The 26,094-nt window shown below is 50.0% G+C and carries 26 protein-coding genes; 17 read left to right on the forward strand and 9 right to left on the reverse strand.

All coding sequences use genetic code 11. The features are described from left to right. Positions 1-87 precede the first annotated feature (87 nt). From cysB to acnA, 5 genes are all read left to right on the forward strand, one after another. The gene (gene cysB, locus ACJHX7_RS16780) at positions 88-1,062 is read left to right on the forward strand and encodes an HTH-type transcriptional regulator CysB (RefSeq protein ID WP_000776252.1); all 975 of its coding nucleotides are present in this window, start codon (positions 88-90) and stop codon (positions 1,060-1,062) included. Between the two features lie 318 nt (positions 1,063-1,380). Next, the gene (locus ACJHX7_RS16785; RefSeq protein ID WP_001300896.1) at positions 1,381-1,521 is read left to right on the forward strand and encodes a YmiA family putative membrane protein; all 141 of its coding nucleotides are present in this window, start codon (positions 1,381-1,383) and stop codon (positions 1,519-1,521) included. Between the two features lie 2 nt (positions 1,522-1,523). Next, on the forward strand, positions 1,524-1,691 hold the full coding sequence (gene yciX, locus ACJHX7_RS16790; RefSeq protein WP_094030122.1) for a protein YciX: 168 nt from the start codon (positions 1,524-1,526) through the stop codon (positions 1,689-1,691). A gap of 113 nt (positions 1,692-1,804) precedes the next feature. Next, positions 1,805-1,900, forward strand: a complete 96-nt coding sequence (gene ymiC, locus ACJHX7_RS16795; RefSeq protein WP_001310756.1) for a small membrane protein YmiC — start codon at positions 1,805-1,807, stop codon at positions 1,898-1,900. Positions 1,901-2,063: 163 nt separating this feature from the next. Further along, positions 2,064-4,739, forward strand: coding sequence for an aconitate hydratase AcnA (acnA, locus tag ACJHX7_RS16800; RefSeq protein WP_094030121.1), 2,676 nt, complete (start codon positions 2,064-2,066; stop codon positions 4,737-4,739). Between the two features lie 63 nt (positions 4,740-4,802). On the opposite strand, the gene ribA is transcribed toward acnA, so the two are convergent. Beyond that, complete coding sequence (gene ribA / locus ACJHX7_RS16805) at positions 4,803-5,393, reverse strand: GTP cyclohydrolase II (RefSeq protein ID WP_001176295.1); 591 nt, start codon at positions 5,391-5,393, stop codon at positions 4,803-4,805. A 169-nt stretch (positions 5,394-5,562) separates the two neighbouring features. Between ribA and pgpB the strand changes: the two genes are divergently transcribed. The 5 genes from pgpB to yciH all read left to right on the forward strand — a co-directional run bounded on the left by pgpB (position 5,563) and on the right by yciH (position 9,215). After that, the gene (pgpB, locus tag ACJHX7_RS16810; RefSeq protein WP_094030120.1) at positions 5,563-6,327 is read left to right on the forward strand and encodes a phosphatidylglycerophosphatase B; all 765 of its coding nucleotides are present in this window, start codon (positions 5,563-5,565) and stop codon (positions 6,325-6,327) included. A 148-nt stretch (positions 6,328-6,475) separates the two neighbouring features. Further along, a complete protein-coding gene (lapA, locus tag ACJHX7_RS16815) occupies positions 6,476-6,784 on the forward strand; it encodes a lipopolysaccharide assembly protein LapA (RefSeq protein ID WP_000876284.1) in 309 nt (102 codons plus the stop codon). Between the two features lie 6 nt (positions 6,785-6,790). Beyond that, on the forward strand, positions 6,791-7,960 hold the full coding sequence (lapB, locus tag ACJHX7_RS16820; protein ID WP_000891338.1) for a lipopolysaccharide assembly protein LapB: 1,170 nt from the start codon (positions 6,791-6,793) through the stop codon (positions 7,958-7,960). 191 nt (positions 7,961-8,151) lie between these two features. Next, on the forward strand, positions 8,152-8,889 hold the full coding sequence (gene pyrF / locus ACJHX7_RS16825) for an orotidine-5'-phosphate decarboxylase (RefSeq protein ID WP_024181815.1): 738 nt from the start codon (positions 8,152-8,154) through the stop codon (positions 8,887-8,889). Further along, on the forward strand, positions 8,889-9,215 hold the full coding sequence (gene yciH, locus ACJHX7_RS16830) for a stress response translation initiation inhibitor YciH (protein ID WP_001353236.1): 327 nt from the start codon (positions 8,889-8,891) through the stop codon (positions 9,213-9,215). The genes pyrF and yciH overlap by 1 nt, the downstream gene beginning before the upstream one ends. A 125-nt stretch (positions 9,216-9,340) precedes the next feature. Here yciH and osmB read toward each other — a convergent pair whose 3' ends face one another. The 3 genes from osmB to yciZ form a co-directional block, all read right to left on the reverse strand. Then, entirely contained in the window at positions 9,341-9,559 is a 219-nt protein-coding gene (gene osmB / locus ACJHX7_RS16835) for an osmotically-inducible lipoprotein OsmB (RefSeq protein WP_000498251.1), read from the reverse strand. Positions 9,560-9,827: 268 nt separating this feature from the next. Continuing rightward, complete coding sequence (locus ACJHX7_RS16840; RefSeq protein ID WP_001088621.1) at positions 9,828-10,577, reverse strand: DNA-binding transcriptional regulator YciT; 750 nt, start codon at positions 10,575-10,577, stop codon at positions 9,828-9,830. An 89-nt stretch (positions 10,578-10,666) separates the two neighbouring features. Further along, a complete protein-coding gene (yciZ, locus tag ACJHX7_RS16845) occupies positions 10,667-10,840 on the reverse strand; it encodes a protein YciZ (RefSeq protein ID WP_001288368.1) in 174 nt (57 codons plus the stop codon). Positions 10,841-10,876: 36 nt separating this feature from the next. Between yciZ and ymiD the strand changes: the two genes are divergently transcribed. Further along, positions 10,877-11,005: a protein YmiD gene (gene ymiD, locus ACJHX7_RS16850; RefSeq protein ID WP_023143869.1), complete on the forward strand. Its 129-nt coding sequence runs from the start codon at positions 10,877-10,879 to the stop codon at positions 11,003-11,005. On the opposite strand, the gene pdeR is transcribed toward ymiD, so the two are convergent. Next, on the reverse strand, positions 10,987-12,972 hold the full coding sequence (gene pdeR / locus ACJHX7_RS16855) for a cyclic di-GMP phosphodiesterase (protein ID WP_061092957.1): 1,986 nt from the start codon (positions 12,970-12,972) through the stop codon (positions 10,987-10,989). The genes ymiD and pdeR overlap by 19 nt on opposite strands. Before the next feature lie 53 nt (positions 12,973-13,025). Between pdeR and ACJHX7_RS16860 the strand changes: the two genes are divergently transcribed. Next, a complete protein-coding gene (locus tag ACJHX7_RS16860) occupies positions 13,026-13,130 on the forward strand; it encodes a hypothetical protein (protein WP_000221855.1) in 105 nt (34 codons plus the stop codon). A gap of 77 nt (positions 13,131-13,207) precedes the next feature. Here the strand turns inward: ACJHX7_RS16860 and rnb are convergent, their stop codons facing one another. The 3 genes from rnb to fabI all read right to left on the reverse strand — a co-directional run bounded on the left by rnb (position 13,208) and on the right by fabI (position 17,269). Beyond that, entirely contained in the window at positions 13,208-15,142 is a 1,935-nt protein-coding gene (rnb, locus tag ACJHX7_RS16865) for an exoribonuclease II (protein ID WP_088170545.1), read from the reverse strand. Between the two features lie 67 nt (positions 15,143-15,209). Continuing rightward, complete coding sequence (locus ACJHX7_RS16870; protein ID WP_012602331.1) at positions 15,210-16,337, reverse strand: carboxymuconolactone decarboxylase family protein; 1,128 nt, start codon at positions 16,335-16,337, stop codon at positions 15,210-15,212. A gap of 143 nt (positions 16,338-16,480) precedes the next feature. Beyond that, the gene (gene fabI, locus ACJHX7_RS16875) at positions 16,481-17,269 is read right to left on the reverse strand and encodes an enoyl-ACP reductase FabI (RefSeq protein ID WP_000506492.1); all 789 of its coding nucleotides are present in this window, start codon (positions 17,267-17,269) and stop codon (positions 16,481-16,483) included. A 477-nt stretch (positions 17,270-17,746) separates the two neighbouring features. Here fabI and ACJHX7_RS16880 point away from each other — a divergent pair, with 477 nt between their 5' ends. The 5 genes from ACJHX7_RS16880 (at position 17,747) to ACJHX7_RS16900 (ending at position 25,239) form a co-directional block, all read left to right on the forward strand. Further along, on the forward strand, positions 17,747-18,313 hold the full coding sequence (locus tag ACJHX7_RS16880; protein ID WP_000202113.1) for a TetR/AcrR family transcriptional regulator: 567 nt from the start codon (positions 17,747-17,749) through the stop codon (positions 18,311-18,313). Positions 18,314-18,461: 148 nt separating this feature from the next. Beyond that, positions 18,462-19,583 (forward strand): efflux RND transporter periplasmic adaptor subunit, encoded by a 1,122-nt coding sequence (locus ACJHX7_RS16885; RefSeq protein ID WP_410231666.1) that lies wholly within the window; start codon positions 18,462-18,464, stop codon positions 19,581-19,583. After that, the gene (locus ACJHX7_RS16890; protein WP_000492814.1) at positions 19,583-22,690 is read left to right on the forward strand and encodes an efflux RND transporter permease subunit; all 3,108 of its coding nucleotides are present in this window, start codon (positions 19,583-19,585) and stop codon (positions 22,688-22,690) included. The genes ACJHX7_RS16885 and ACJHX7_RS16890 overlap by 1 nt, the downstream gene beginning before the upstream one ends. A 3-nt stretch (positions 22,691-22,693) precedes the next feature. After that, positions 22,694-24,067 (forward strand): efflux transporter outer membrane subunit, encoded by a 1,374-nt coding sequence (locus ACJHX7_RS16895; RefSeq protein ID WP_000946226.1) that lies wholly within the window; start codon positions 22,694-22,696, stop codon positions 24,065-24,067. Positions 24,068-24,075: 8 nt separating this feature from the next. Then, the gene (locus ACJHX7_RS16900) at positions 24,076-25,239 is read left to right on the forward strand and encodes a multidrug effflux MFS transporter (protein WP_000135018.1); all 1,164 of its coding nucleotides are present in this window, start codon (positions 24,076-24,078) and stop codon (positions 25,237-25,239) included. 47 nt (positions 25,240-25,286) lie between these two features. Here the strand turns inward: ACJHX7_RS16900 and sapF are convergent, their stop codons facing one another. Beyond that, positions 25,287-26,093, reverse strand: coding sequence for a peptide ABC transporter ATP-binding protein SapF (gene sapF / locus ACJHX7_RS16905; RefSeq protein ID WP_000573407.1), 807 nt, complete (start codon positions 26,091-26,093; stop codon positions 25,287-25,289). Position 26,094: the final 1 nt, after the last annotated feature.

Genomic DNA, 26,094 nt, shown 5'->3' on the forward strand with positions numbered 1-26,094 from the left:
CCCTTTTTTATTATTAAATCGTATTAGTCACCCGCCTGGCGTGACGAAAAAACGATGTTCTGATGGCGTCTAAGTGGATGGTTTAACATGAAATTACAACAACTTCGCTATATTGTTGAGGTGGTCAATCATAACCTGAATGTCTCATCAACAGCGGAAGGACTTTACACATCACAACCCGGGATCAGTAAACAAGTCAGAATGCTGGAAGACGAGCTAGGCATTCAAATTTTTTCCCGAAGCGGCAAGCACCTGACGCAGGTAACGCCAGCAGGACAAGAAATAATTCGTATCGCTCGCGAAGTCCTGTCGAAAGTCGATGCCATAAAATCGGTCGCCGGAGAGCACACCTGGCCGGATAAAGGCTCGCTGTATATCGCCACCACGCATACCCAGGCACGCTACGCTTTACCAAACGTTATCAAAGGCTTTATTGAGCGTTATCCTCGCGTTTCTTTGCATATGCACCAGGGCTCGCCGACACAAATTGCTGATGCCGTCTCTAAAGGCAATGCCGATTTCGCTATCGCCACAGAAGCGCTGCATCTGTATGAAGATTTAGTGATGTTACCGTGCTACCACTGGAATCGGGCTATTGTAGTCACTCCGGATCACCCGCTGGCAGGCAAAAAAGCCATTACCATTGAAGAACTGGCGCAATATCCGTTGGTGACATATACCTTCGGCTTTACCGGACGTTCAGAGCTGGATACTGCCTTTAACCGCGCAGGGTTAACGCCGCGTATCGTCTTCACGGCAACGGATGCTGACGTCATTAAAACTTACGTCCGGTTAGGGCTGGGGGTAGGGGTCATTGCCAGCATGGCGGTGGATCCGGTCGCCGATCCCGACCTTGTGCGCGTTGATGCTCACGATATCTTCAGCCACAGTACAACCAAAATTGGTTTTCGCCGTAGTACTTTTTTGCGCAGTTATATGTATGATTTCATTCAGCGTTTTGCACCGCATTTAACGCGTGATGTCGTTGATGCGGCTGTCGCATTGCGCTCTAATGAAGAAATTGAGGCCATGTTTAAAGATATAAAACTGCCGGAAAAATAATTTCTTGCGTTATTTTCGGCACCTTTTATGTAGCGAAGGTGCCGGAATATATTCTCTTTTGTTACTTATTTCTATACCGTGCACAATATTTTTACCCCTCATATTTATAGGGTAAATTACCTGTAAAGTAGTGTCTAATTACCCGCCTCGCAAACTCCAGTTTTCAAATATCTATTTCAGGTCAAAAGATTGAATTATTCACTGGAGACGATTCGTAAATTCGCTGGATTTTTGACTAAAGTTTCTTTAGGATTTGTCTCATCGTATGATTAATTGCACCAATCGTTCAACGTCTTGCTGATAAGTGATGGCGATTATATGAGGTTAGCAATGCCTTCTGGAAATCAGGAACCCCGCCGCGATCCTGAATTAAAACGTAAAGCCTGGCTGGCGGTTTTTCTTGGTTCTGCACTTTTCTGGGTGGTTGTCGCACTGCTGATTTGGAAAGTGTGGGGATAACTATGGTCGGTCAGGAGCAACTGGAGTCGTCACTATTATGTCAGCATAGTGATAATGAACCAGAAACGAAACGGGAATGTTCCGTCGTTATTCCAGACGACTGGCAACTAACATCGCAGCAGCAAGCCTTTATAGAACTGTTTGCTGAAGATGATCAGCCGAAACAATAATTATCATCATTCTTATTACCCATTTTTAATGAATTACAGGGCTTTTAATACACCGCAGCAATAACAGGTTGAGTTATCTCAACACAAAGTAATAACCGTTAAGGGTGTAGCCTATGATCAACACAAATATGAAATATTGGTCCTGGATGGGCGCGTTTTCTCTGTCAATGCTCTTCTGGGCCGAACTCCTCTGGATCATTACTCACTGATCCCTGACCCCTCTGCGGCGGGGGTTTTCATTTGCTTTCCACAAGGTTTCTCCTCTTTTATCAATTTGGGTTGTTATCAAATCGTTACGCGATGTTTGTGTTATCTTTAATATTCACCCTGAAGAGAATCAGGGCGTCGCAACCCTGTCATTAAGGAGGAGCTATGTCGTCAACCCTACGAGAAGCCAGTAAGGACACGTTGCAGGCCAAAGATAAAACTTACCACTACTACAGCCTGCCGCTTGCTGCCAAATCACTGGGCGATATCACCCGTCTGCCCAAGTCACTCAAAGTTTTGCTCGAAAACCTGCTGCGCTGGCAGGATGGTAACTCGGTTACCGAAGAGGATATCTACGCGCTGGCGGGATGGCTGAAAAATGCCCATGCTGACCGTGAAATTGCCTACCGCCCGGCAAGAGTGCTGATGCAGGACTTTACCGGCGTACCTGCCGTTGTTGATCTGGCGGCAATGCGCGAAGCGGTTAAACGCCTCGGCGGCGATACTGCAAAGGTTAACCCGCTCTCACCGGTCGACCTGGTCATTGACCACTCGGTGACCGTCGATCGTTTTGGTGATGATGAGGCATTTGAAGAAAACGTGCGCCTGGAAATGGAGCGCAACCACGAACGTTATGTGTTCCTGAAATGGGGAAAGCAGGCGTTCAGTCGTTTTAGCGTCGTGCCGCCAGGCACAGGCATTTGCCATCAGGTTAACCTCGAATATCTCGGCAAAGCAGTGTGGAGCGAATTGCAGGACGGTGAATGGATTGCTTATCCGGATACACTCGTTGGTACTGACTCGCACACCACCATGATCAACGGCCTTGGCGTGCTGGGGTGGGGCGTTGGTGGGATCGAAGCCGAAGCCGCAATGTTAGGCCAGCCGGTTTCCATGCTTATCCCGGACGTAGTAGGCTTTAAACTTACCGGAAAATTACGTGAAGGTATTACCGCCACAGACCTGGTTCTCACCGTTACCCAAATGCTGCGCAAACATGGCGTGGTGGGGAAATTCGTCGAATTTTATGGTGATGGTCTGGATTCACTACCGCTGGCGGATCGCGCCACCATTGCCAATATGTCGCCAGAATATGGTGCCACCTGTGGCTTCTTCCCAATCGATGCTGTCACCCTCGATTACATGCGTTTAAGCGGGCGCAGCGAAGATCAGGTCGAGTTGGTCGAAAAATATGCCAAAGCGCAGGGCATGTGGCGTAACCCGGGCGATGAACCAATTTTTACCAGTACGTTAGAACTGGATATGAATGACGTTGAAGCGAGCCTGGCAGGGCCTAAACGCCCACAGGATCGCGTTGCACTGCCCGATGTACCAAAAGCATTTGCCGCCAGTAACGAACTGGAAGTGAATGCCACGCATAAAGATCGCCAGCCGGTCGATTATGTTATGAACGGACATCAGTATCAGTTACCTGATGGCGCGGTGGTCATTGCTGCGATAACCTCGTGCACCAACACCTCTAACCCAAGTGTGCTGATGGCCGCAGGCTTGCTGGCGAAAAAAGCTGTAACTCTGGGCCTCAAGCGGCAACCGTGGGTCAAAGCGTCGCTGGCACCAGGCTCGAAAGTTGTTTCTGACTATCTGGCAAAAGCGAAATTGACACCGTATCTCGACGAACTGGGGTTTAACCTTGTGGGATACGGTTGTACCACCTGTATTGGTAACTCTGGGCCGCTGCCCGATCCTATCGAAACGGCAATCAAAAAAGGCGATTTAACCGTCGGTGCAGTGCTGTCCGGCAACCGTAACTTTGAAGGCCGTATCCATCCGCTGGTTAAAACTAACTGGCTGGCCTCGCCGCCGCTGGTGGTTGCCTATGCGCTAGCGGGAAATATGAATATTAACCTCGCTTCTGAGCCTATTGGTCACGATCGCAAAGGCGACCCGGTATATCTGAAAGATATCTGGCCCTCGGCACAAGAAATTGCCCGTGCGGTAGAACAAGTCTCCACAGAAATGTTCCGCAAAGAGTACGCAGAAGTTTTTGAAGGCACAGCAGAGTGGAAGGAAATTAACGTCACACGATCCGATACCTACGGTTGGCAGGAAGATTCAACTTATATTCGCTTATCGCCTTTCTTTGATGAAATGCAGGCAACACCAGCACCTGTGGAAGATATTCACGGTGCGCGGATCCTCGCAATGCTGGGGGATTCAGTCACCACTGACCATATCTCTCCGGCGGGCAGCATTAAGCCCGATAGCCCGGCGGGGCGATATCTACAAGGTCGGGGTGTTGAGCGCAAAGACTTTAACTCCTACGGTTCGCGGCGTGGTAACCATGAAGTGATGATGCGCGGCACCTTCGCCAATATTCGCATCCGTAATGAAATGGTGCCTGGCGTTGAAGGGGGGATGACGCGGCATTTACCTGACAGCGAGGTCATCTCTATTTATGATGCCGCGATGCGCTATAAGCAGGAGCAAACGCCGCTGGCGGTGATTGCCGGGAAAGAGTATGGATCAGGCTCCAGCCGTGACTGGGCGGCAAAAGGTCCGCGTCTGCTTGGCATTCGTGTGGTGATTGCCGAATCGTTTGAACGAATTCACCGTTCGAATTTAATTGGCATGGGCATCCTGCCGCTGGAATTTCCGCAAGGCGTAACGCGTAAAACGTTAGGGCTAACCGGGGAAGAGAAGATTGATATTGGCGATCTGCAAAATCTACAGCCCGGTGCGACGGTTCCGGTGACGCTTACGCGCGCGGATGGTAGCCAGGAGGTCGTACCCTGCCGTTGTCGTATCGACACCGCGACGGAGTTGACCTACTACCAGAACGACGGCATTTTGCATTATGTCATTCGTAATATGTTGAAGTAACAAGTATTTGCTTGCCGGTTATTTTGCTTCCGGCAAGCAAATTAATTACACAATGCAAGAGGGTTATTTGTTCAGTAAATGACCCATTTTCTCGGCTTTGGTATCGAGATAATGTTCGTTATTGGGGTTACGACCTACAATCAACGGTACGCGTTCAACAATATTAATCCCTGCTTCGGTCAGAATTTCGACTTTTTTCGGGTTGTTGGTTAACAAGCGGACTTCATTGACGCCAAGGAGTTTGAACATATCAGCGCAAAGAGTGAAGTCGCGCTCATCAGCGGCGAAGCCTAACTGGTGGTTAGCCTCTACGGTATCGTAACCTTGATCCTGCAGTGCGTAAGCGCGGATTTTATTCAGCAGACCAATGTTACGACCTTCCTGACGGTGATACAGCAAAATACCACGGCCTTCTTCGGCAATTTGCGTCAGTGCCGCTTCGAGCTGGAAGCCACAATCGCAGCGCAAGCTGAACAGGGCGTCACCGGTCAGACATTCGGAATGGACGCGCGCAAGTACCGGGGTATGCCCGGAAATATCGCCATAGACTAGCGCGACATGATCGTGTCCGGTTGCCAGTTCTTCAAATCCCACCATCAGGAAATCGCCCCATGGGGTTGGCAGTTTGGCTTCTGCCACACGTTTAAGCTGCATGAAATTCTCCAGATAATGCTGGTTCTGTATTGGCTTATTTTGCCATAACGAGAAGGGGTTCACCTAATCACGACGCGTCGATCGTTCACGGAATGGCACAAATCTGTCAATTTTTCCTGGAACTGGCATTTTCAGTTATGATTGTGGGACTTATCAAAAAGGAGAGGCCATGCGTTCGATTGCCAGACGTACCGCAGTGGGAACTGCACTATTGCTTGTTATGCCAGTAGCCGTATGGATTTCTGGCTGGCGTTGGCAACCTGGAGAACAAAGTTGGCTACTAAAAGCGGCTTTTTGGGTTACTGAAACTGTCACCCAGCCCTGGGGCGTCATTACACATTTGATTTTATTCGGCTGGTTTCTCTGGTGTCTGCGTTTTCGCATTAAGGCTGCCATTATGTTATTTGCCATTCTGGCGGCGGCAATTCTTGTGGGACAAGGCGTTAAATCCTGGATCAAAGACAAAGTCCAGGAACCACGACCTTTTGTTATCTGGCTGGAAAAAACACATCATATTCCGGTTGATGAGTTCTACACTTTAAAGCGAGCAGAACGCGGAAATCTGGTGAAAGAACAGTTGGCTGAAGAGAAAAATATCCCACAATATTTGCGTTCACACTGGCAGAAAGAGACGGGGTTTGCCTTTCCTTCCGGTCACACGATGTTTGCTGCCAGTTGGGCACTGCTGGCCGTTGGTTTGCTGTGGCCGCGTCGGCGAACGTTTACCATTGCTATCTTGTTGGTCTGGGCAACGGGAGTCATGGGAAGCCGCCTGCTGCTCGGGATGCATTGGCCACGCGATCTGGTGGTAGCTACGTTGATTTCGTGGGCGCTGGTGGCGGTGGCAACGTGGCTTGCGCAACGAATTTGTGGGCCATTAACACCACCTGCGGAAGAAAATCGCGAAATTGCACAACGAGAACAAGAAAGTTAACGCTGGTTGATTTTCCGAATTTAGGCCTTAAATCATCAACAATGCGCGTGGATGCCATTTCGCAGACGGCGCGAAAATGGTACTTTAAAGGGCTATTGCGGTAAGTTGACCATAATTTATTCGCTCTAACCACATAACGGGAAGTAATGTGAAATATTTACTCATTTTCTTACTGGTGTTAGCGATCTTCGTGATTTCGGTTACGTTAGGTGCGCAGAACGATCAACAGGTGACGTTTAATTATCTGTTAGCGCAAGGGGAGTACCGTATTTCCACATTGCTGGCGGTATTGTTTGCTGCGGGGTTTGCTATCGGTTGGCTGATTTGCGGCCTGTTCTGGCTGCGAGTTCGTGTTTCCCTGGCGCGCGCTGAACGTAAAATAAAGCGACTGGAAAACCAGCTTTCACCCGCGACTGACGTGGCTGTAGCGCCGCATTCGTCAGCGGCGAAGGAATAACTTTCTATGCTGGAGTTGTTGTTTCTGCTTTTGCCTGTAGCCGCTGCCTATGGCTGGTATATGGGCCGCAGAAGTGCGCAACAAAACAAGCAAGATGAAGCCAACCGCTTGTCGCGTGATTACGTAGCGGGGGTTAACTTTCTGCTTAGTAATCAACAGGATAAAGCGGTAGACCTGTTTCTCGATATGCTTAAAGAGGATACGGGTACCGTTGAAGCCCACCTTACGCTCGGAAACCTGTTCCGTTCGCGTGGCGAAGTTGATCGCGCTATTCGCATCCATCAGACCCTAATGGAAAGCGCCTCGCTGACCTATGAACAGCGTCTGTTGGCGATTCAACAACTGGGGCGTGATTATATGGCCGCCGGGTTATACGACCGCGCGGAAGACATGTTCAATCAACTGACCGATGAAACTGACTTCCGCATTGGCGCGCTGCAACAGTTGCTACAAATCTACCAGGCTACCAGCGAGTGGCAGAAAGCAATTGATGTTGCCGAACGCCTGGTGAAGCTGGGTAAAGATAAGCAGCGCGTCGAAATTGCTCATTTCTACTGCGAGTTAGCCCTACAGCATATGGCCAGCGACGATCTCGATCGTGCCATGGCCTTGTTAAAAAAAGGTGCGGCGGCAGATAAAAACAGCGCCCGCGTATCCATCATGATGGGACGCGTATTTATGGCGAAAGGAGAATACGCCAAAGCCGTCGAAAGTCTGCAACGCGTGATATCCCAGGACAGAGAACTGGTCAGCGAAACGCTGGAAATGCTGCAAACCTGCTACCAGCAGTTGGGTAAAACTGCCGAATGGGCAGAGTTCCTGCAGCGCGCGGTGGAAGAGAACACCGGTGCCGATGCTGAACTGATGCTTGCGGACATCATCGAAGCGCGCGACGGTAGTGAGGCCGCACAGGTCTATATTACGCGTCAGCTTCAGCGTCATCCGACCATGCGTGTGTTCCATAAGCTAATGGATTACCACTTAAATGAAGCGGAAGAAGGGCGTGCCAAAGAGAGTCTGATGGTGCTGCGTGACATGGTTGGCGAGAAGGTGCGGAGTAAGCCTCGTTATCGCTGCCAGAAATGTGGTTTTACCGCATACACTCTCTACTGGCATTGTCCGTCTTGTCGGGCCTGGTCAACCATTAAACCGATTCGCGGTCTTGATGGCCTGTAATTTTTAAAAAAATCCGACTTTAGTTACAACATACTAATTGTTGATGTTCCATTGTGCTCCGGTAACTCAGGCGCATAAAAGCCTGCCAGGGGAGAAATCGCAACTGTTAATTTTTTATTTCCACGGGTAGAATGCTCGCCGTTTACCTGTTTCGCGCCACTTCCGGTGCCCATCATCAAGAAGGTCTGGTCATGACGTTAACTGCTTCATCTTCTTCCCGCGCTGTTACGAATTCTCCTGTGGTTGTTGCCCTTGATTATCATAATCGTGATGCCGCTCTGGCCTTTGTCGACAAGATCGACCCACGCGATTGTCGTCTGAAAGTCGGCAAAGAGATGTTTACGCTGTTTGGACCTCAATTTGTACGCGAACTTCAACAGCGTGGTTTTGATATCTTCCTCGACCTGAAATTTCACGATATTCCCAACACTGCAGCGCACGCTGTCGCTGCTGCAGCTGACTTAGGTGTGTGGATGGTGAATGTTCATGCCTCTGGTGGGGCGCGTATGATGACCGCAGCGCGTGAGGCACTGGTTCCGTTTGGCAAAGATGCACCGCTTTTGATTGCTGTGACAGTGTTGACCAGCATGGAAGCCAGCGACCTGGCCGATCTTGGCGTGACACTGTCACCTGCAGATTATGCAGAACGTCTGGCGGCACTGACGCAAAAATGTGGCCTTGATGGTGTGGTGTGTTCTGCTCAGGAAGCTGTGCGCTTTAAACAGGTATTCGGTCAGGCGTTCAAACTGGTTACACCGGGCATTCGTCCGCAGGGGAGTGAAGCAGGTGACCAGCGCCGCATTATGACGCCAGAACAGGCGTTGGCGGCTGGTGTTGATTATATGGTGATTGGTCGCCCGGTAACGCAATCGGTAGATCCAGCGCAGACGCTGAAAGCGATCAACGCCTCTTTACAGCGGAGTGCATGATGAGTGATTCCAACAGCCGTCTGGTCTACTCAACGGAAACCGGACGTATTGATGAGCCAAAAGCGGCCCCTGTACGCCCTAAAGGCGACGGTGTGGTGCGTATTCAGCGTCAGACCAGTGGACGTAAAGGTAAGGGCGTTTGCCTGATTACCGGTGTCGATCTCGATGATGCCGAACTGACGAAACTGGCAGCGGAACTGAAGAAAAAATGCGGCTGCGGCGGAGCAGTTAAAGATGGAATTATTGAAATCCAGGGCGATAAGCGTGATTTATTAAAATCACTGCTTGAAGCGAAAGGGATGAAGGTAAAACTCGCCGGCGGCTAACATAAAAAGCCACGGATATATCCGTGGCTTTCGAATATTTTACTGTGTGTATTATTCAGTTATTTCGTACTGAACAGAATCAAGCGTATTATAATTGCGAGTCGATAATCGACATTTATTTACGATTATTTACCGACCTGGTGACCAATAACACCACCGATGGCTGCACCACCTAATGTACCCAACGTACTGCCATCGGTCAGTACTGCACCGCCTAATGCACCTGCGCCCGCGCCAATTGCGGTGTTACGGTCTCGTTTAGACCAGTTAGAACAGGCACTCAGAGACATTGCCAGGGTAATTGCCAGAACAGCCGCGGTCATTTTTTTGCTCGTTACAAACATAATACTCTCTCCTGAATTTATGATTCACGGAAGTAAGCTCTCTATAACTATAATAGCTAAGAATAAGCCTAGTGAAATTATTCCGTGAAATCCGCTCGCGCGCAGGGTTATATCACGCAGGTGATAATGACTTCCTGTTATATCGCTGATAATAATTTTATATCTTGAGAGTGTTAATAACAGGTAAATAGTCTTAATTATCAACCAGGAATCATCTTAGAGCGGATGATTTGCCAAACTGCAAATCATCCGTAGAGAAGGGAAATGGTTAAATGTCAACGACGTGAACGGTGAGTTTACTGTGCTCAAGATGCATCAGATCGCTGGCGCGTATTTTCGAATCGGTAATCACGCGATTGAATCGCTCAACGGGGCCGATGGAGTATGAATGTACAGCACCAAATTTCGAGCTGTCAGTCAGGACTATCGCCTCGCACTCTTTTTCCAGCACGGCATTGACCACATCGGTACGCATCATATCGCGACCGGTAAACCCAGTTTCAGGTTGCCAGCCATCAATACCAATAAATGCTTTGCTGAAATGCACCTGTTGGATGCACTGGCGTGTCAAAGGACCAACCATACTTTCGCTTTTTTTCTGGTACACGCCACCGAGCAAAATAACTTCACAAGGCGCGTCTTTCAGCAAATGCGCGATGTAGCTGCTGACCGTGATGATCGTGACATTTTTCTTCTGCTCGCCCAGAGTCCGGGCGAGCAGGGCATTGCTGCTGCCATTTTCGATAAAGATGGTTTCGCCCGGTTGAACCAGTGACGCGGCAAACTCGGCGAGTTCACGCTTCAGCGTATAGTTGCTCATCATACGAGTTTCGACGTCATCACTATCAAGCGATACTGCAAAGCCATGTGCACGGCGGAGGTAACTCAGTTTTTCGAGGGTGTTGAGATCCTGGCGAATGGTAACTTCAGAAACTCCAGTGGCTTTTGCCAGATCGGTTACGCTAACCTGACCCTGGTCAATGACCATCTGTAGAATAGTTTGTTGTCGGGAATTCATCGCTGTAATTCTTATAACGTTATAATACTAAATAAAAAAATACTGACGCGCCGGGCATCCTCAAATAGGAAAACCTGAAGGCACGATTGTTAAATCTCCCACGGTGCCTTCGGGATGTCTGGCGTAGATTCAGCAACCTGGCGCAAGAGTTCTGCTTTAAGTATCTCGAGATTATGGATCGCAGAGTGGTAATCGCCTGCCACAAGGATATCTAACACAATATCAATACGTTCGGCAACGCGCTGGGCATCAAATTCAGACATCAAGGACATCCTTATAGCAAAAGTGGAAAAGGAATAATGCAAAAATTGCCGCTAAAAGAGAAGTGTTTAACAGCAACGGCTAATTATCATCCAGTAATACGATATATAATGACGGAATATATCGCTAAGTATATATATTCATCTACTTATGCGCGCTTCAGATAGCGTTTATACCAGCGTTCGAAGGCGACGGCGGGCATCGGTTTGGCAAACAAAAATCCTTGCCGCTCATTGATCCCGTTCTTGGTTAAAAAAGCATCTTCCTTTTTACTCTCCACACCTTCAGCGATCACCTGAAGATTCAATGCCTGTGCCACAGCGACGATCGCCCGGACCAGTGACTGCGAGACAGGCTGTTTGTGAATATCCCGAACAAAAACCTGGTCAAGTTTGATGGCATCGATCGGAAAGCGCGCCAGTTGCGAAAGTGAAGAGTAGCCGGTACCAAAATCGTCCAGATGCACTTGCGCACCTAGTTGGCTAAATTGTTGAATAACAGACAGTGCAAGTTCATCATTCTCAATCAGGCAGCTCTCCGTCAGTTCAACATCAATAGGGCAGTATTCAAAATTGAGTTCCTGGAGAACCTGTTTCAGGGCGGTGAAAATGGTTTGATCGGCGAGCTGACGTGCAGAAATGTTTACCGCCACTCGCAGGTTAATACCTTTATCCCGCCACTTTGCCACCTGGCGTACGACATCGAGAATCACCCAACGGCCTAAAGGCACAATTAGCCCTGACTCTTCGGCGTAGGAAATGAAGTCCAACGGTGGAATCAACCCACGTTCAGGTGACTGCCAACGTACTAGTGCTTCCAGACTGCGCACTTCGCCACGCCAGGTGATTTTCGGTTGATAGTGAATAACCAACTGATCGTTTTCCAGTGCTTTACGCAAGTTGGTATCCAGCCAGAGATATTCAAATACCCGCTGATTCATTTCTGGAGTAAAAACGCAAAATTGTCCTCGTCCGCCTTCCTTCGCTGTGTACATTGCTGTGTCGGCGTGACGAATAATAGCCGCGCTGTCCGAACCATGTTCGGGAGAGAGTGAAATACCCACTGAACAGCTGGTATAAACTTCAATTAAACCAATGCGGAAGGGGAGTCGTAAGCGGGTCAAAATTCGTGATGCCATTGCTTCCAGCGCGCTTTGTGAGGTATTGGATGCCAGTACCAGAAACTCATCGCCACCTGGACGCGCCAACACCTGGTCATGTTCGAGACAGCTTAAAATAGCCAATGACACGTCGCGTAATAACTGGTCACCAAACAAATGCCCATAGGCGTCGTTGACCTTTTTAAAATTATCCAAATCAAGATACACAACCCCAACTTTATTGTTATCTGCATGATTAATAGCGTGATCGATTAACTCCTGCATTGCGTTACGATTCGGCAGTCCGGTGATACTGTCGGTATTTGCCAGAATACGCAGTCGCTCCTGAGCGCGGCGCTCTTCGGTAATGTCGGTGCCGGAACAGATTAAAAAAATCTCGTTTTTGCCACTGCCGCTGTGGACAAATTTATTGCGAAACAGAAACAGCCGCTGGCCTTTACGTGTTGGTATCCACAGTTCGACTTCATATGCATTGCCGCTTCGAAAAAATACACGGTTATTGCGCCTGGATGCCGCAGCTTCACGACGGCTCATAAACAGTTTAAACACGCTTTGCCCAATGACGTCATGTTCTTTCAACCCAGTGTAATCTTCACATAACCGATTGAAGCGTTGGATATTCCCCCGGCTGTCGAGAATCACTATTGCGGAATGTGCTTCAGAAACTACCTGCTCAGCAAAGGAAAGTCCGTGTGATAAATCACGAGCAACTGCTGGTGTGTCATGCCATGCAGACGCGTTGCCAGCCCATTCCCGTTTATTGATTTTTCGTCCTACCAGATGCACAGAAAGATCGCTTTCATCGACGGTCAGACTCATCATCAGGCTGGAGGTGATGACCGTCATTTCCCTGATGCGAGCAGCCTGTTCGGCAGATAACTGCAAAGTACGATCAGGTTCTGTGGTTTCGGTGGTAGAAAAGCGCAAAACATCGCTGCTTTCCGTTAACCGCCAGTATGGATTGTGCGATCCGAGAAAGTTGTACAACGTTGTGGACTCCCTAACGGTTTTCATGATGCATATCCTCCGGTTAACAGCGGAGTCCGCGGTTAAATAAAAGGAACAACATGACTTACATGAAATTAACGGCGGCTAAACGCATTGTTTTTTTTATATATTTATTTGTAATCCAGTTTTGGAAAAACGCCAGTTTTCAAACGAAAGTCAGTTAAAAAAACTGCCGGGATATGACGAAGGTGGAGCGGGGAAATAAACGGCCCATTCATGAGGAATGGGCCGTGAAAGGAGATTACGCGACCGGGCGCACAATAATGCTGCGGGTTTCCATGCGGACTTCGGCAATGGTGACGTCAATAACGTCAGTCACTTTGTAAGCCGTTTCACCTTTAATTTGTACAGTGCCGTTTTCCTGGCTGCAAACCAGTTCATCGCGCACAGCGTGTAAGAAAGGTGCTGGAATAAAGGCGATAGCGCCGTTATCAACCAAACGCACACGCATGCCGCCACGGCTGATATCGACAATTTCCGCCGCGAAACGGGTGTCGGTCCCGGCTTTGTCTTTCAGGAAGCGTGCGTATAACCAGTCGCCAACATCACGTTCTGCCATTCGGTTGAGACGGCGACGCTCGGCCATTTGGACAGTGATTTCATCCTGCGGACGCGTCGCAGTTTCGCCTTTGATAACCGCTTTCAGCAGACGGTGGTTGATCATGTCGCCATATTTACGGATCGGCGAAGTCCAGGTGGCGTATGCCTCCAGACCGAGGCCAAAGTGAGGACCGGGTTCAGTGCTAATTTCAGCAAATGACTGGAAGCGACGAATGCGGCTGTCGAGGAAACCAGTTGGTTGCGCATCCAGTTCACGACGCAGTTTGCAGAAACCGTCCAGCGTGAGCACTTCTTCGGCATCGACATGCAGACCGTGGGTTTTCAGCAACGCTGCCAGCGCGTCGGCATTCGCCGGATCAAAGCCCATATGCACGTTATAGATGCCAAAACCGAGCTTATCGCGCAGTACGCGGGCCGCACAAATGTTAGCGGCAATCATCGCTTCTTCGACGATACGGTTGGCAATGCGACGAGGCTCGGCGACGATATCCAGCACTTCACCTTTTTCACCGAGAATAAAGCGGTAATCCGGGCGATCTTTAAACACCAGTGCGTGGTTATGACGCCACTCGCCGCGGCGTTGGCAAATTTGCGCTAGCAAACGGACTTGTTCGGCAATTGCTTCGCTTTCAGGCTGCCAGTCACCGGTATTTTCCAGCCAGTCAGAAACCTGGTCATACACCAGCTTCGCTTTGGATTCGATGGTGGCGGCAAAGAATTCGATATTATCTTCAATGGTGCCATCAGCGGAGAGCGTCATGCGGCATGCCAGTACCGGGCGGACTTCATTGGCGCGCAGTGAGCAGAGATCGTCAGAAAGCTCGCGAGGCAGCATAGGGATGTTGAAGCCAGGCAGATAGTTGGTGAATGCGCGAATTTTCGCGGCTTTGTCCAGCTTGCTGCCTTCAGCAATCCACGCGGTTGGATCGGCAATCGCCACAATCAGCTGAAGTTTGTCATCCGGCAACGCCTTAGCGAAAAGGGCGTCATCCATATCTTCTGTGCTGGCACTGTCGATGGTGACAAAATCCAGCGCAGTCAGATCTTCACGAACCAGACCTTCATCGAGCATTTCGGTAGCGACGCCGTCTGGTGCTTCTTTTTCCAGATTATGGCGCGCAAGGGTAACCCACCACGGTACAAAGTGATCGTCACCAAAAGTGATGTATTGTGTCAGTTCAGCATAGAAAGAACGATCGCCTTTCAGCGGATGACGGCGCATTTCGGCAACCGCCCAGTCGCCTTCTTTAAACTCGTGGTTCAGGCCACGGGCTGCGCGGCAAGGAATGGCGTCTTTTAAGAGTGGATGATCAGGAACGATGGCCAGACGGTCATTTTTGCCCTGAACTTTACCCACGAAACGAGTCAGGAACGGTTCAACCAGTTCTTCTGGCTCTGCGGATTCACGTTCTTTTTCACTGTGGATCACCGCGATAATTCGGTCGCCATGCATGACTTTTTTCATCTGCGGCGGCGGAATGAAATAACTTTTTTGCGCGTCGACTTCCAGGAAGCCAAAGCCTTTTTCTGTGGCTTTTACCACCCCTTCAGCGCGTGGCGTCTGGGAATGCAGTTGCTGTTTAAGCTGCGCTAGCAGCGGGTTGTCCTGAAACATAATTGTCTATTTTGGTGGCCATTAGAGCGGCTGACAGTTTTACGCGAATCTGTCTGACGCGGCAAGGTTAATATGTCTCACCCAACGCGATTTTTAAGCGATTTATCCAGCCACACAGCCCGCTCCATACCAGCAGATTAATAATCTGCGTTGATGATTTTTCGTGTTCGAGTAATGGGCTGAACTGGGCGGCGCTAAAGCGATCGGGTGCTCGGGTCAGCCATTGTATCGCCTGAACGGTAGCGCGCTCAACAGAATGACGGTCAGCCCATTGGTTAATTTCATTTTCGCCCTTGCGCAGAAGGGCGCTGATTTTTTTATATTCATTTGATGAATCCATACAGGTGGCAAAACAAGCAGGACTGCCATTTATCCGCGCGCATAACAACGCCGCAAGCTGATTATCCGGCTGTGTATTGACCCGTGTGCTGTTTAGCAACTTTTCGAGAAGGGAAAGTGAAATAGGGTGGAGAGAGAGTGTTTCGGCCAGTTGGCAAAGTTCTGCAGTTGAACTTTTTGTGTGCTCTTCAGGGAGTTTTTCCACCTCATAGCTGCTTCGCCAGCGTATTGATTCATCAGCAAACAGTGACGCGTCGGCATAGTTTTGTATCTCCAGACCGGGTAACCAGCGTACCGGATGCCCGAGATAAGCCTGAAATGTCGCAATTGACCGCGCCTGAAAGCCAATAAAACCAATGATTTGGTTAATGATTACACAGTCCCAGGCAGTTAGGCCGACGTCATTCAGATGCTGGCGCGATCGGTTGTCGATAATAGAAGGCGAGCTAGCCAGTTGGCGGGCATATTGCGTGATTTGTGCTAACCGATGATTACTTTCCCTGGAGGAATCAGGCCCGGGGAGCGGCGTAAGTCGCGCCGAATAGTAGTTACATAACCGTTGGACGCCGCAAACCTGAGCAACCGTCAGGGCCGTCGACAAGCGTTCATAAGCGGTGAAGGTCTGTGAACGGGTCACGGTAAGCTGGTCAGGGAACAACTCTACTGCAAGAACGCGCGCAGGGACCAGCCATGAAAGGAAGGGTGCCAGCGTTTCTTCATCAAGGATCACGTCGAGCAGAAAGGGATCGCTGACCTTTGCGGCTTCCGGGACCAGAGGCAGAACGTCATACTCCGCAGTACTGGATTGCGTTTCATGATACCAGTGGCTTTTGCCGGTGATGTGGCGTTGTTCCATGGGCGCTCCTTGGTCGTAAAGGAAATCGTTATCCTGACGCAAGGCGGGAAGGGGAGAAAGACGGATCGGCGATAACAAATATCAGAAAGGTATAACAGAGATAACGGGCGGCAGAACGCCGCCCATCTTTACCAACAGAACGATTATTTCAGTTCGAGTTCGTTCATTGCAGCGATGCTGAAACCGCCGTCAACGTGGACCACTTCACCGGAGATACCGGCAGAGAGATCGGAGCACAGGAATGCCGCGGAGTTACCCACATCTTCAATAGTAACGGTACGGCGAATCGGGGTAACGGCTTCGCAATGAGCCAGCATTTTGCGGAAGTCTTTGATACCGGAAGCCGCCAGAGTACGGATCGGACCCGCAGAGATGGCGTTAACACGCACACCTTCCGGACCCATCGCGTTCGCCATATAGCGCACGTTCGCTTCCAGAGACGCTTTTGCCAGACCCATAACGTTGTAGTTCGGGATAGCGCGCTCAGCGCCAAGGTAGGAAAGGGTCAGCAGGGCAGAACCCGGATTCAGCATGGAGCGGCAAGCTTTTGCCATTGCAACGAAGCTGTAGGAGCTGATGTCGTGGGCAATTTTGAAGCCTTCACGAGTAACGGCGTTAACATAGTCACCATCCAGCTGATCGCCAGGTGCAAAACCAATAGAGTGTACGAAACCGTCAAATTTCGGCCAAACTTTCCCCAGTTCAGCGAACATGGTGTCGATGCTGGTATCTTCGGCAACATCGCACTGCAGAACGATGTCAGAACCCAATTGAGCGGCAAATTCTTCTACGCGGCCTTTCAGTTTGTCGTTCTGGTAGGTGAATGCCAGTTCAGCTCCTTCGCGGTGCATCGCCTGAGCGATACCGTAGGCGATGGACAGTTTGCTGGCAACACCGGTTACCAGAATGCGCTTACCGGAAAGAAAACCCATAGCTTTAATCCTTATTGTTGATGCTTGTTGTGCCTGAAAATCAGGCGATTCGTCGTTTTAGTAAACAGTACGAACAGATAAACGGTTATTATAATCAACCTGGCTGTGGGTGGCTATAGTTGCGCTTTCTGTAGCGGAGAGAAGCTGCGGTACAGAGCATTTTGCGTTATCTACTCTTGATGCCTGCAAGGGGTAGGTTGGGGAAATATCTTATAGAATCTGACTATGAAACTATTCGTATTAGCTCCGATAAGTTTGATGATGAAAACAGAACTGGCGACAACAAGTCGCTGCCTTTCTGATGAATTGACCCCAACTTAATATTGTCAACTATCTTCACAGAATCTCCACAATCTCTTCATTATCAGAATATGCACCATGAATAAGATAAAAATACTTTCCATTACTTTGGAGAAACGTATAATCAGCAAAAATGAGAACGATCATTCTCACCAAGTGATAGGCCAGGAGACAGAAATGACCAGCAAGCTGGAGATACGCCACAAACAGCGTCAGGATGAAATCATTAACGCCGCCCGTCGGTGTTTTCGTCGCTGCGGATTTCATGCCGCCAGTATGTCGCAAATTGCCAGCGAAGCTCAGCTTAGCGTGGGTCAGATATATCGTTACTTCGCCAACAAAGACGCCATTATTGAAGAGATGGTTCGCCGTATCATCGACTTTCGTATTGCCCAAATGGACATTGACGCGCGTACCGATCACTTTCCGGAAGTTCTTGCCTTGCGTAAATCCTTAAATGAGGACGACGACGCGCTGATGCTGGAAGTGGCTGCAGAAGCCACACGCAACCCACGGGTGATGGCAATGCTTGAAGAAGCTGACGCCAGAATGTTCGCTAACGGTTGTGCACATATGAAAAGAATGCATCCCCATCTTAGCGACGAGCACATTCGTTGCTGCGTTGAAGTGTTTGCTACCATGATGGAAGGTACGGTTTATCGTCGTTTAACACCGCAAAAAAGCGATCCACAACATCTGCAGGAAATATATCAGGATATTGTTAGTATGTTGATAAATAAATAAGAACAGAATTAACCAATAGCGGGGGATATTAATCCCCCTTATTTCATTGCGAAATTCATTTCGCGATGCGGGTTCGTTATAACTGAATATCCCTGACATATCCTCATTAATTTTAATGAGGAGGGTATTTCTCACCCTGGAGAAAATAATGAAGTATATAGCAACATCTGTAGTGGCAATGCTGCTCTTATCGGGTTGTGATAATACGCAAAGTAACAATTCATCCCCGTCAGAAACAGAAGTCGGCGTTGTTACGCTCAAATCTCAACCGGTTTCGGTAGTCAGTGAATTAACCGGACGCACCAGTGCTGCGCTCAGTGCTGAAGTACGTCCGCAGGTTGGGGGAATTATCCAGAAACGCTTATTTAAGGAAGGTGATCTGGTCAAGGCTGGACAGCCGCTCTACCAGATTGATGCGGCCAGTTATCAGGCTGCATGGAATGAAGCCCGGGCAGCATTACAACAAGCACAGGCACTGGTAAAAGCCGATTGCCAGAAAGCGCAGCGTTATGCTCGACTGGTGAAAGAGAACGGTGTTTCACAACAGGATGCTGATGATGCTCAGTCTACCTGTGCACAAGATAAAGCCAGTGTAGAGGCGAAAAAAGCCGCACTGGAAACTGCGCGCATTAATCTTGACTGGACCACGGTAACCGCACCGATTTCGGGGCGTATTGGTATTTCGTCGGTAACCCCTGGCGCACTGGTGACCGCGTCGCAGGATACAGCGTTATCGACTATTCGTGGTCTGGATACAATGTATGTCGACCTCACTCGCTCTAGTGTCGATTTATTACGTCTGCGTAAACAGTCACTGGCGACCAACAGTGACACCATGAGCGTCTCACTTATTCTGGAAGATGGCACAACCTACAGCGAAAAAGGGCGTCTGGAACTCACCGAAGTCGCTGTAGATGAGTCTACCGGTTCGGTGACATTACGGGCGATTTTTCCCAATCCACAACAGCAGTTATTACCGGGAATGTTTGTTCGCGCTCGTGTCGATGAAGGCGTGATGGAAGACGCTATTCTCGCGCCGCAACAGGGCGTCACGCGCGATGCTAAAGGCAATGCAACTGCGCTGGTGGTGAATAAAGACAATAAAGTAGAGCAGCGAACGCTCGAAACGGGAGAAACGTATGGTGATAAATGGCTGGTGCTGAACGGCCTGCACAACGGCGACCGACTGATTGTTGAAGGTTCTGCCAAAGTCACTTCAGGGCAGACCGTCAAGGCTGTTGAAGTTCAGGCTAATGGAGGCAACGCCTGATGTTTTCGCGCTTTTTTGTTCGCCGCCCGGTCTTTGCCTGGGTTATCGCCATTTTGATTATGTTGGCGGGGATTCTGGCTATTCGCACATTACCCGTCGCGCAATATCCTGACGTTGCACCGCCGACCATTAAAATTTCAGCCACTTATACTGGTGCTTCTGCCGAAACGCTGGAGAACAGCGTGACTCAGGTTATCGAGCAACAACTCACTGGGCTTGATAATTTACTCTATTTCAGCTCAACCAGTAGCTCTGATGGTTCGGTCAGTATTAATGTGACCTTTGAACAAGGTACCGATCCAGATACTGCACAGGTTCAGGTGCAGAATAAAATTCAGCAGGCGGAGTCGCGCCTACCCAGCGAAGTGCAGCAAACGGGTGTTACGGTGGAGAAATCACAAAGCAACTTTTTGCTGATTGCTGCCGTGTATGACACCACTGACAAAGCCTCCAGTTCGGATATCGCCGACTGGTTGGTTAGTAACGTTCAGGACCCGCTGGCGCGTGTTGAAGGTGTGGGGAGTCTGCAAGTCTTTGGCGCGGAATACGCTATGCGCATCTGGCTTGACCCGGCCAAACTGGCGTCTTACTCGCTAATGCCTTCAGACGTGCAAAGTGCTATTGAAGCGCAAAACGTGCAGGTTACTGCCGGGAAAATAGGGGCATTGCCTTCACCGAATACTCAGCAACTGACCGCAACGGTACGTGCGCAGTCTCGTTTGCAGACGGTGGATCAGTTCAAAAATATTATCGTGAAAAGCCAGTCAGACGGCGCAGTTGTTCGTATAAAAGATGTGGCTCGCGTTGAGATGGGCAGTGAAGATTATACCGCTATCGGCAAACTTAACGGTCACCCGTCTGCCGGGGTTGCTGTAATGCTTTCGCCCGGTGCGAATGCGCTGAATACGGCGACGCTGGTCAAGGATAAGATTGCCGAATTCCAGCGGAACATGCCGCAGGGATACGACATCGCATACCCGAAAGACAGCACTGAATTTATTAAAATCTCCGTAGAGGACGTAATTCAGACGCTGTTTGAAGCCATCGTATTGGTGGTTTGCGTGATGTATTTATTCCTGCAAAACCTGCGTGCCACACTGATTCCGGCGTTAGCTGTCCCCGTCGTTTTGCTGGGCACATTCGGCGTTCTTGCGTTGTTTGGCTATTCGATTAATACCCTGACGTTGTTTGCAATGGTGCTGGCGATCGGCTTGCTGGTGGACGATGCCATTGTGGTGGTAGAGAACGTCGAACGCATTATGCGTGACGAAGGGTTGCCCGCGCGTGAAGCCACGGAAAAATCAATGGGCGAGATTTCTGGCGCACTGGTTGCCATTGCGCTGGTGTTGTCAGCCGTATTCCTGCCGATGGCCTTCTTTGGGGGATCTACGGGGGTAATTTATCGTCAGTTTTCGATAACCATTATCTCCGCAATGCTGCTTTCCGTGGTAGTGGCATTGACCTTGACTCCCGCCCTGTGCGGTTCCGTCCTCCAGCATGTTCCGCCACATAAAAAAGGCTTTTTCGGCGCATTTAACCGCTTTTACCGTCGTACTGAAGATAAATATCAGCGAGGCGTAATTTATGTCCTGCGCCGTGCTGCTCGAACGATGGGGCTTTATGTCGTGCTGGGTGGTGGAATGGCCCTGATGATGTGGAAACTGCCGGGCAGTTTCTTACCCACTGAAGACCAGGGCGAAATCATGGTGCAGTACACGCTGCCGGCCGGGGCGACCGCTGCTCGTACAGCAGAAGTGAATCGCCAGATTGTTGACTGGTTCCTGATTAACGAGAAAGCAAATACCGATGTCATCTTTACCGTTGATGGTTTCAGTTTTAGCGGCAGCGGACAGAACACCGGGATGGCGTTTGTTTCGTTGAAAAACTGGTCTCAACGTAAAGGGGCAGAAAACACCGCCCAGGCTATCGCCCTACGGGCAACTAAAGAGCTGGGCACAATTCGTGATGCCACGGTATTTGCGATGACGCCGCCAGCCGTTGATGGGCTGGGGCAAAGCAATGGTTTTACGTTTGAATTGTTAGCTAACGGTGGAACCGATCGTGAAACACTGCTGCAAATGCGTAATCAGTTGATAGAAAAAGCGAATCAAAGTCCGGAGTTACATTCTGTACGCGCCAATGATTTGCCACAAATGCCGCAATTGCAGGTAGATATTGATAGCAATAAAGCGGTGTCATTAGGGTTGAGTTTGAATGATGTCACCGACACCCTGTCCAGTGCGTGGGGCGGTACTTATGTGAATGACTTTATTGACCGTGGTCGTGTGAAAAAAGTCTACATTCAGGGCGACAGCGAATTTCGTTCCGCGCCGTCAGACTTAGGTAAATGGTTTGTGCGCGGTAGCGATAACGCCATGACACCATTCTCTGCTTTTGCGACCACCCGCTGGCTGTATGGACCGGAAAGACTGGTGCGCTACAACGGCTCGGCAGCCTATGAAATTCAGGGCGAAAACGCGACTGGCTTTAGTTCCGGCGATGCAATGACAAAAATGGAGGAACTGGCAAACAGTCTTCCTGCGGGAACAACATGGGCCTGGAGTGGTTTGTCATTGCAGGAGAAACTGGCCAGCGGTCAGGCATTAAGTCTGTATGCAGTTTCTATTCTGGTGGTTTTCCTCTGCCTTGCAGCACTGTACGAAAGCTGGTCAGTCCCGTTCTCGGTCATTCTGGTGATCCCTCTGGGGCTTCTTGGCGCGGCGCTGGCGGCCTGGATGCGTGATTTAAACAACGACGTTTACTTCCAGGTAGCGCTATTAACTACTATCGGCTTGTCATCGAAAAACGCCATTCTGATTGTGGAATTTGCTGAAGCGGCGGTTGCAGAGGGCTATTCCTTGAGTCGTGCGGCATTACGCGCGGCGCAGACTCGTTTACGCCCAATCATCATGACCTCGCTGGCGTTTATTGCGGGGGTAATGCCGCTGGCGATAGCAACTGGCGCAGGGGCGAACAGCCGCATCGCCATTGGTACGGGCATTATTGGCGGCACGCTGACCGCTACATTACTGGCCATTTTCTTCGTTCCTCTGTTTTTTGTACTGGTGAAACGTTTGTTTGCCGGTAAACCGCGCCGTCAGGAGTAAGTTATGTTGCGTCGCTCTCTTATTTTTCTGGTGTTGTTGAGTGCGGGATGTGTCTCGCTCGATCCTCACTACAGTACGCCTGAATCCCCAATCCCGGCGACCTTGCCGGGAGCACAGGGCCAGGGAAAGGCAATCAGCCATGACTGGCAGCAGGTGATCCACGATCCCCGATTGCAGCAGGTAGTAACCATTGCACTGAACAGTAACCGCGATGTGCAAAAAGCGATTGCTGATATTGACTCAGCACGGGCGCTCTATGGGCAAACTAATGCGTCGTTATTTCCGACGGTGAATGCGGCCTTAAGTTCGACTCGCAGTCGTTCGCTGGCGAATGGTACGGGAACAACTGCCGAGGCTGACGGCACGGTGTCCAGTTATACGTTAGATCTGTTTGGTCGTAATCAGAGTTTATCTCGGGCGGCGCGGGAAACCTGGCTTGCCAGTGAATTTACAGCCCAGAACACTCGTTTAACGCTGATTGCTGAAATCAGCACCGCCTGGCTGACACTGGCGGCTGATAACAGCAACCTGGCCTTGGCAAAAGAAACGATGGCCAGTGCAGAAAACTCATTGAAAATTATCCAGCGCCAGCAACAGGTTGGCACGGCGGCAGCGACAGATGTCAGTGAGGCGATGAGTGTTTATCAGCAAGCGCGCGCCAGCGTTGCCAGCTATCAGACACAAGTGATGCAGGATAAAAATGCGCTGAACTTACTGGCAGGTACAACGCTTGCGGAAAATCTGCTACCGGGAACACTGGAAAGCCTGCCGGAACAAATGATAAGTCTGGTTCCTGCGGGAGTATCATCTGATGTTCTGCTGCGTCGCCCGGATATCCAGGAAGCGGAACATAATTTGAAGAGCGCCAATGCAGATATTGGCGCGGCGCGGGCTAACTTTTTCCCGACGATTTCGCTTACTGCCAGTGCCGGTGTTGGCAGTGACGCGTTGTCGTCGTTGTTCAGCCACGGAATGCAGATCTGGTCATTTGCGCCATCGGTCACATTACCGCTGTTTACTGGCGGAAGTAATCTGGCGCAGCTTCGTTACGCAGAAGCACAAAAGCGTGGACTCATTGCCACCTATGAAAAAACCGTTCAGAGCGCATTTAAAGATGTCGCTAACGCACTGGCGCGGCGGACCACGCTTGAAGAGCAACTGGATGCACAGCGCCAGTATGTTAAAGCTGAACAACAAACGGTCGATGTTGGCTTGCGTCGCTATCAGGCGGGTGTTGGTGATTACCTGACCGTGTTGACGGCGCAGCGCAGCTTGTGGAGCGCACAGCAGGAGCTGCTGGCACTGCAACTGACTGATTTTACAAACCGAATCACGCTCTGGCAGTCGCTGGGCGGCGGCATGTCATCACTCAAGTAAGGAATAATATGGCTAGAGTCTCTCTTTCATGGGCATTGATTCTTGGTCTTTTAGCCGGTATCGGCCCGATGTGTACTGATCTTTATTTGCCGGCTTTGCCGGAGATGTCTGAGCAACTGGCGGCAACCACGACCATAACGCAATTAACTCTGACCGCATCACTGATTGGTCTTGGCGTCGGACAACTGTTATTTGGCCCTCTGAGCGACAAAATAGGGCGTAAACGTCCGTTAATCTTGTCGTTGCTATTGTTTATTGTTTCTTCCATTTTGTGCGCGACAACGAACAATATTTACTGGCTGGTGGTCTGGCGTTTTATTCAAGGGATCGCGGGGGCGGGTGGTTCGGTGCTCTCTCGTTCTATTGCTCGTGACAAATATCAGGGAGTAACGTTGACCCAGTTTTTTGCGCTGTTAATGACGGTGAATGGCCTGGCACCGGTGTTGTCGCCAGTGCTGGGCGGGTACATTGTTAGCACTTTTGACTGGCGCACTTTATTCTGGGTAATGGCTGAAATTAGCACCGTACTGTTGCTGGGCTGTCTGTTATTTATTAATGAGACCTTGCCAGAAAATAAAAGGGGCTCATCATTGCTATTAACCGGACGAAGCGTGGTGCAGAACCGCCGTTTTATGCGCTTTTGCCTGATTCAAAGTTTTATGCTGGCCGGTTTGTTTGCATATATCGGCTCTTCGTCGTTCGTGTTGCAGAAGGAATTTGGCTTTAGTCCAATGCAATTTAGCCTGGTGTTTGGCCTTAACGGCATCGGACTTATCATTGCTTCATGGATCTTCTCGCGCCTGGCGCGACGGATTAACGCGATGACATTGTTGCGAGGTGGCCTGATAGCGGCAATTTTGTGTGCATTGCTCACGGTCTTATGCGCATGGATACAATTGCCCATTCCGGCACTGGTGGCATTATTTTTCACCATCGCATTTTGTAGCGGCATCGGCACTGTTGGCGGGGCAGAGGCTATGAGTGCAGTAGGGACGCAGGAATCTGGAACGGCGTCTGCGTTGATGGGGATGAGCATGTTTGTCTTCGGCGGTATAGCCGCGCCATTGTCGGGAATTGGCGGAGAAACACTGTTAAAAATGAGTCTGGCAATTACGGTGTGTTATACGCTGGCATTGCTGGTTGCTCTCACCAGAATCGACAATCAAAAGTAATGAACACCTCATCCTGAGGGGGGCCTGTCAGGATGAGGTGCAAAACACTAACGGTCCTTACGCCACGCATCCGCCGTCAATGCCTCGCCAAAATGACCGGCGATCAGCCGTTTGGTGAGTTCATGCAGCGGCGATGCCAGCACATCCGCGGTGCTGCCTCGCTCGACAACCTCGCCCTGATGCATCACCAGCACCTGGTCGCTAATGTGCTTCATCATTCCGATATGCTGGGTAACATAAATATACGAAATGCCCTGTTTTTCCTGTAACTCCAGCATCAGATTAATCAACTGCGAACGCATCGACATATCCAGTGAGGCGAGGGCTTCATCGGCAATAATGACTTTTGGGCGCAATATCAGCGCGCGCGCCAGCCCCAGACGCTGTTTTTGCCCGGGTGCCAACATATGCGGATAGTAACTGACGTGATCCGGTAGCAGCCCAACCATACGCATCGTTTCAATAATCTGTTTGCGACGCTGTTCCGGTTCCAGGTCGGTGTTCAGGCGCAGTGGAAAATCCAGAATTTGCGAGATACGTTGACGGGGATTCAACGAGGTCGAAGGATCCTGAAAAATCATGCGAATACGCTGACTGCGGAAGGAATAATCGCCAAAATGCAGCGGATGATCGTCAATCAATAACTCGCCGCTGGTCGGTTCTATCATTCCCGCCAGCATTTTTGCCAGCGTGGATTTACCCGAACCATTCTCGCCAATAATCGCCAGTGTCTGGCCTTCACGTAGCGTAAAGCTCAAGGGTTTTACCGCTTCTACGGTCTGACGACGAAACCAACCGGTCCGGTAGCGGAACGTTTTACTTAAATTACGCACTTCAAGCAGCGTTTCGATCATC

Origin of the sequence: Escherichia sp. WS1451 (genome assembly GCF_046487365.1) — a bacterium.
Taxonomy (GTDB): Bacteria; Pseudomonadota; Gammaproteobacteria; order Enterobacterales; family Enterobacteriaceae; genus Escherichia; species Escherichia coli.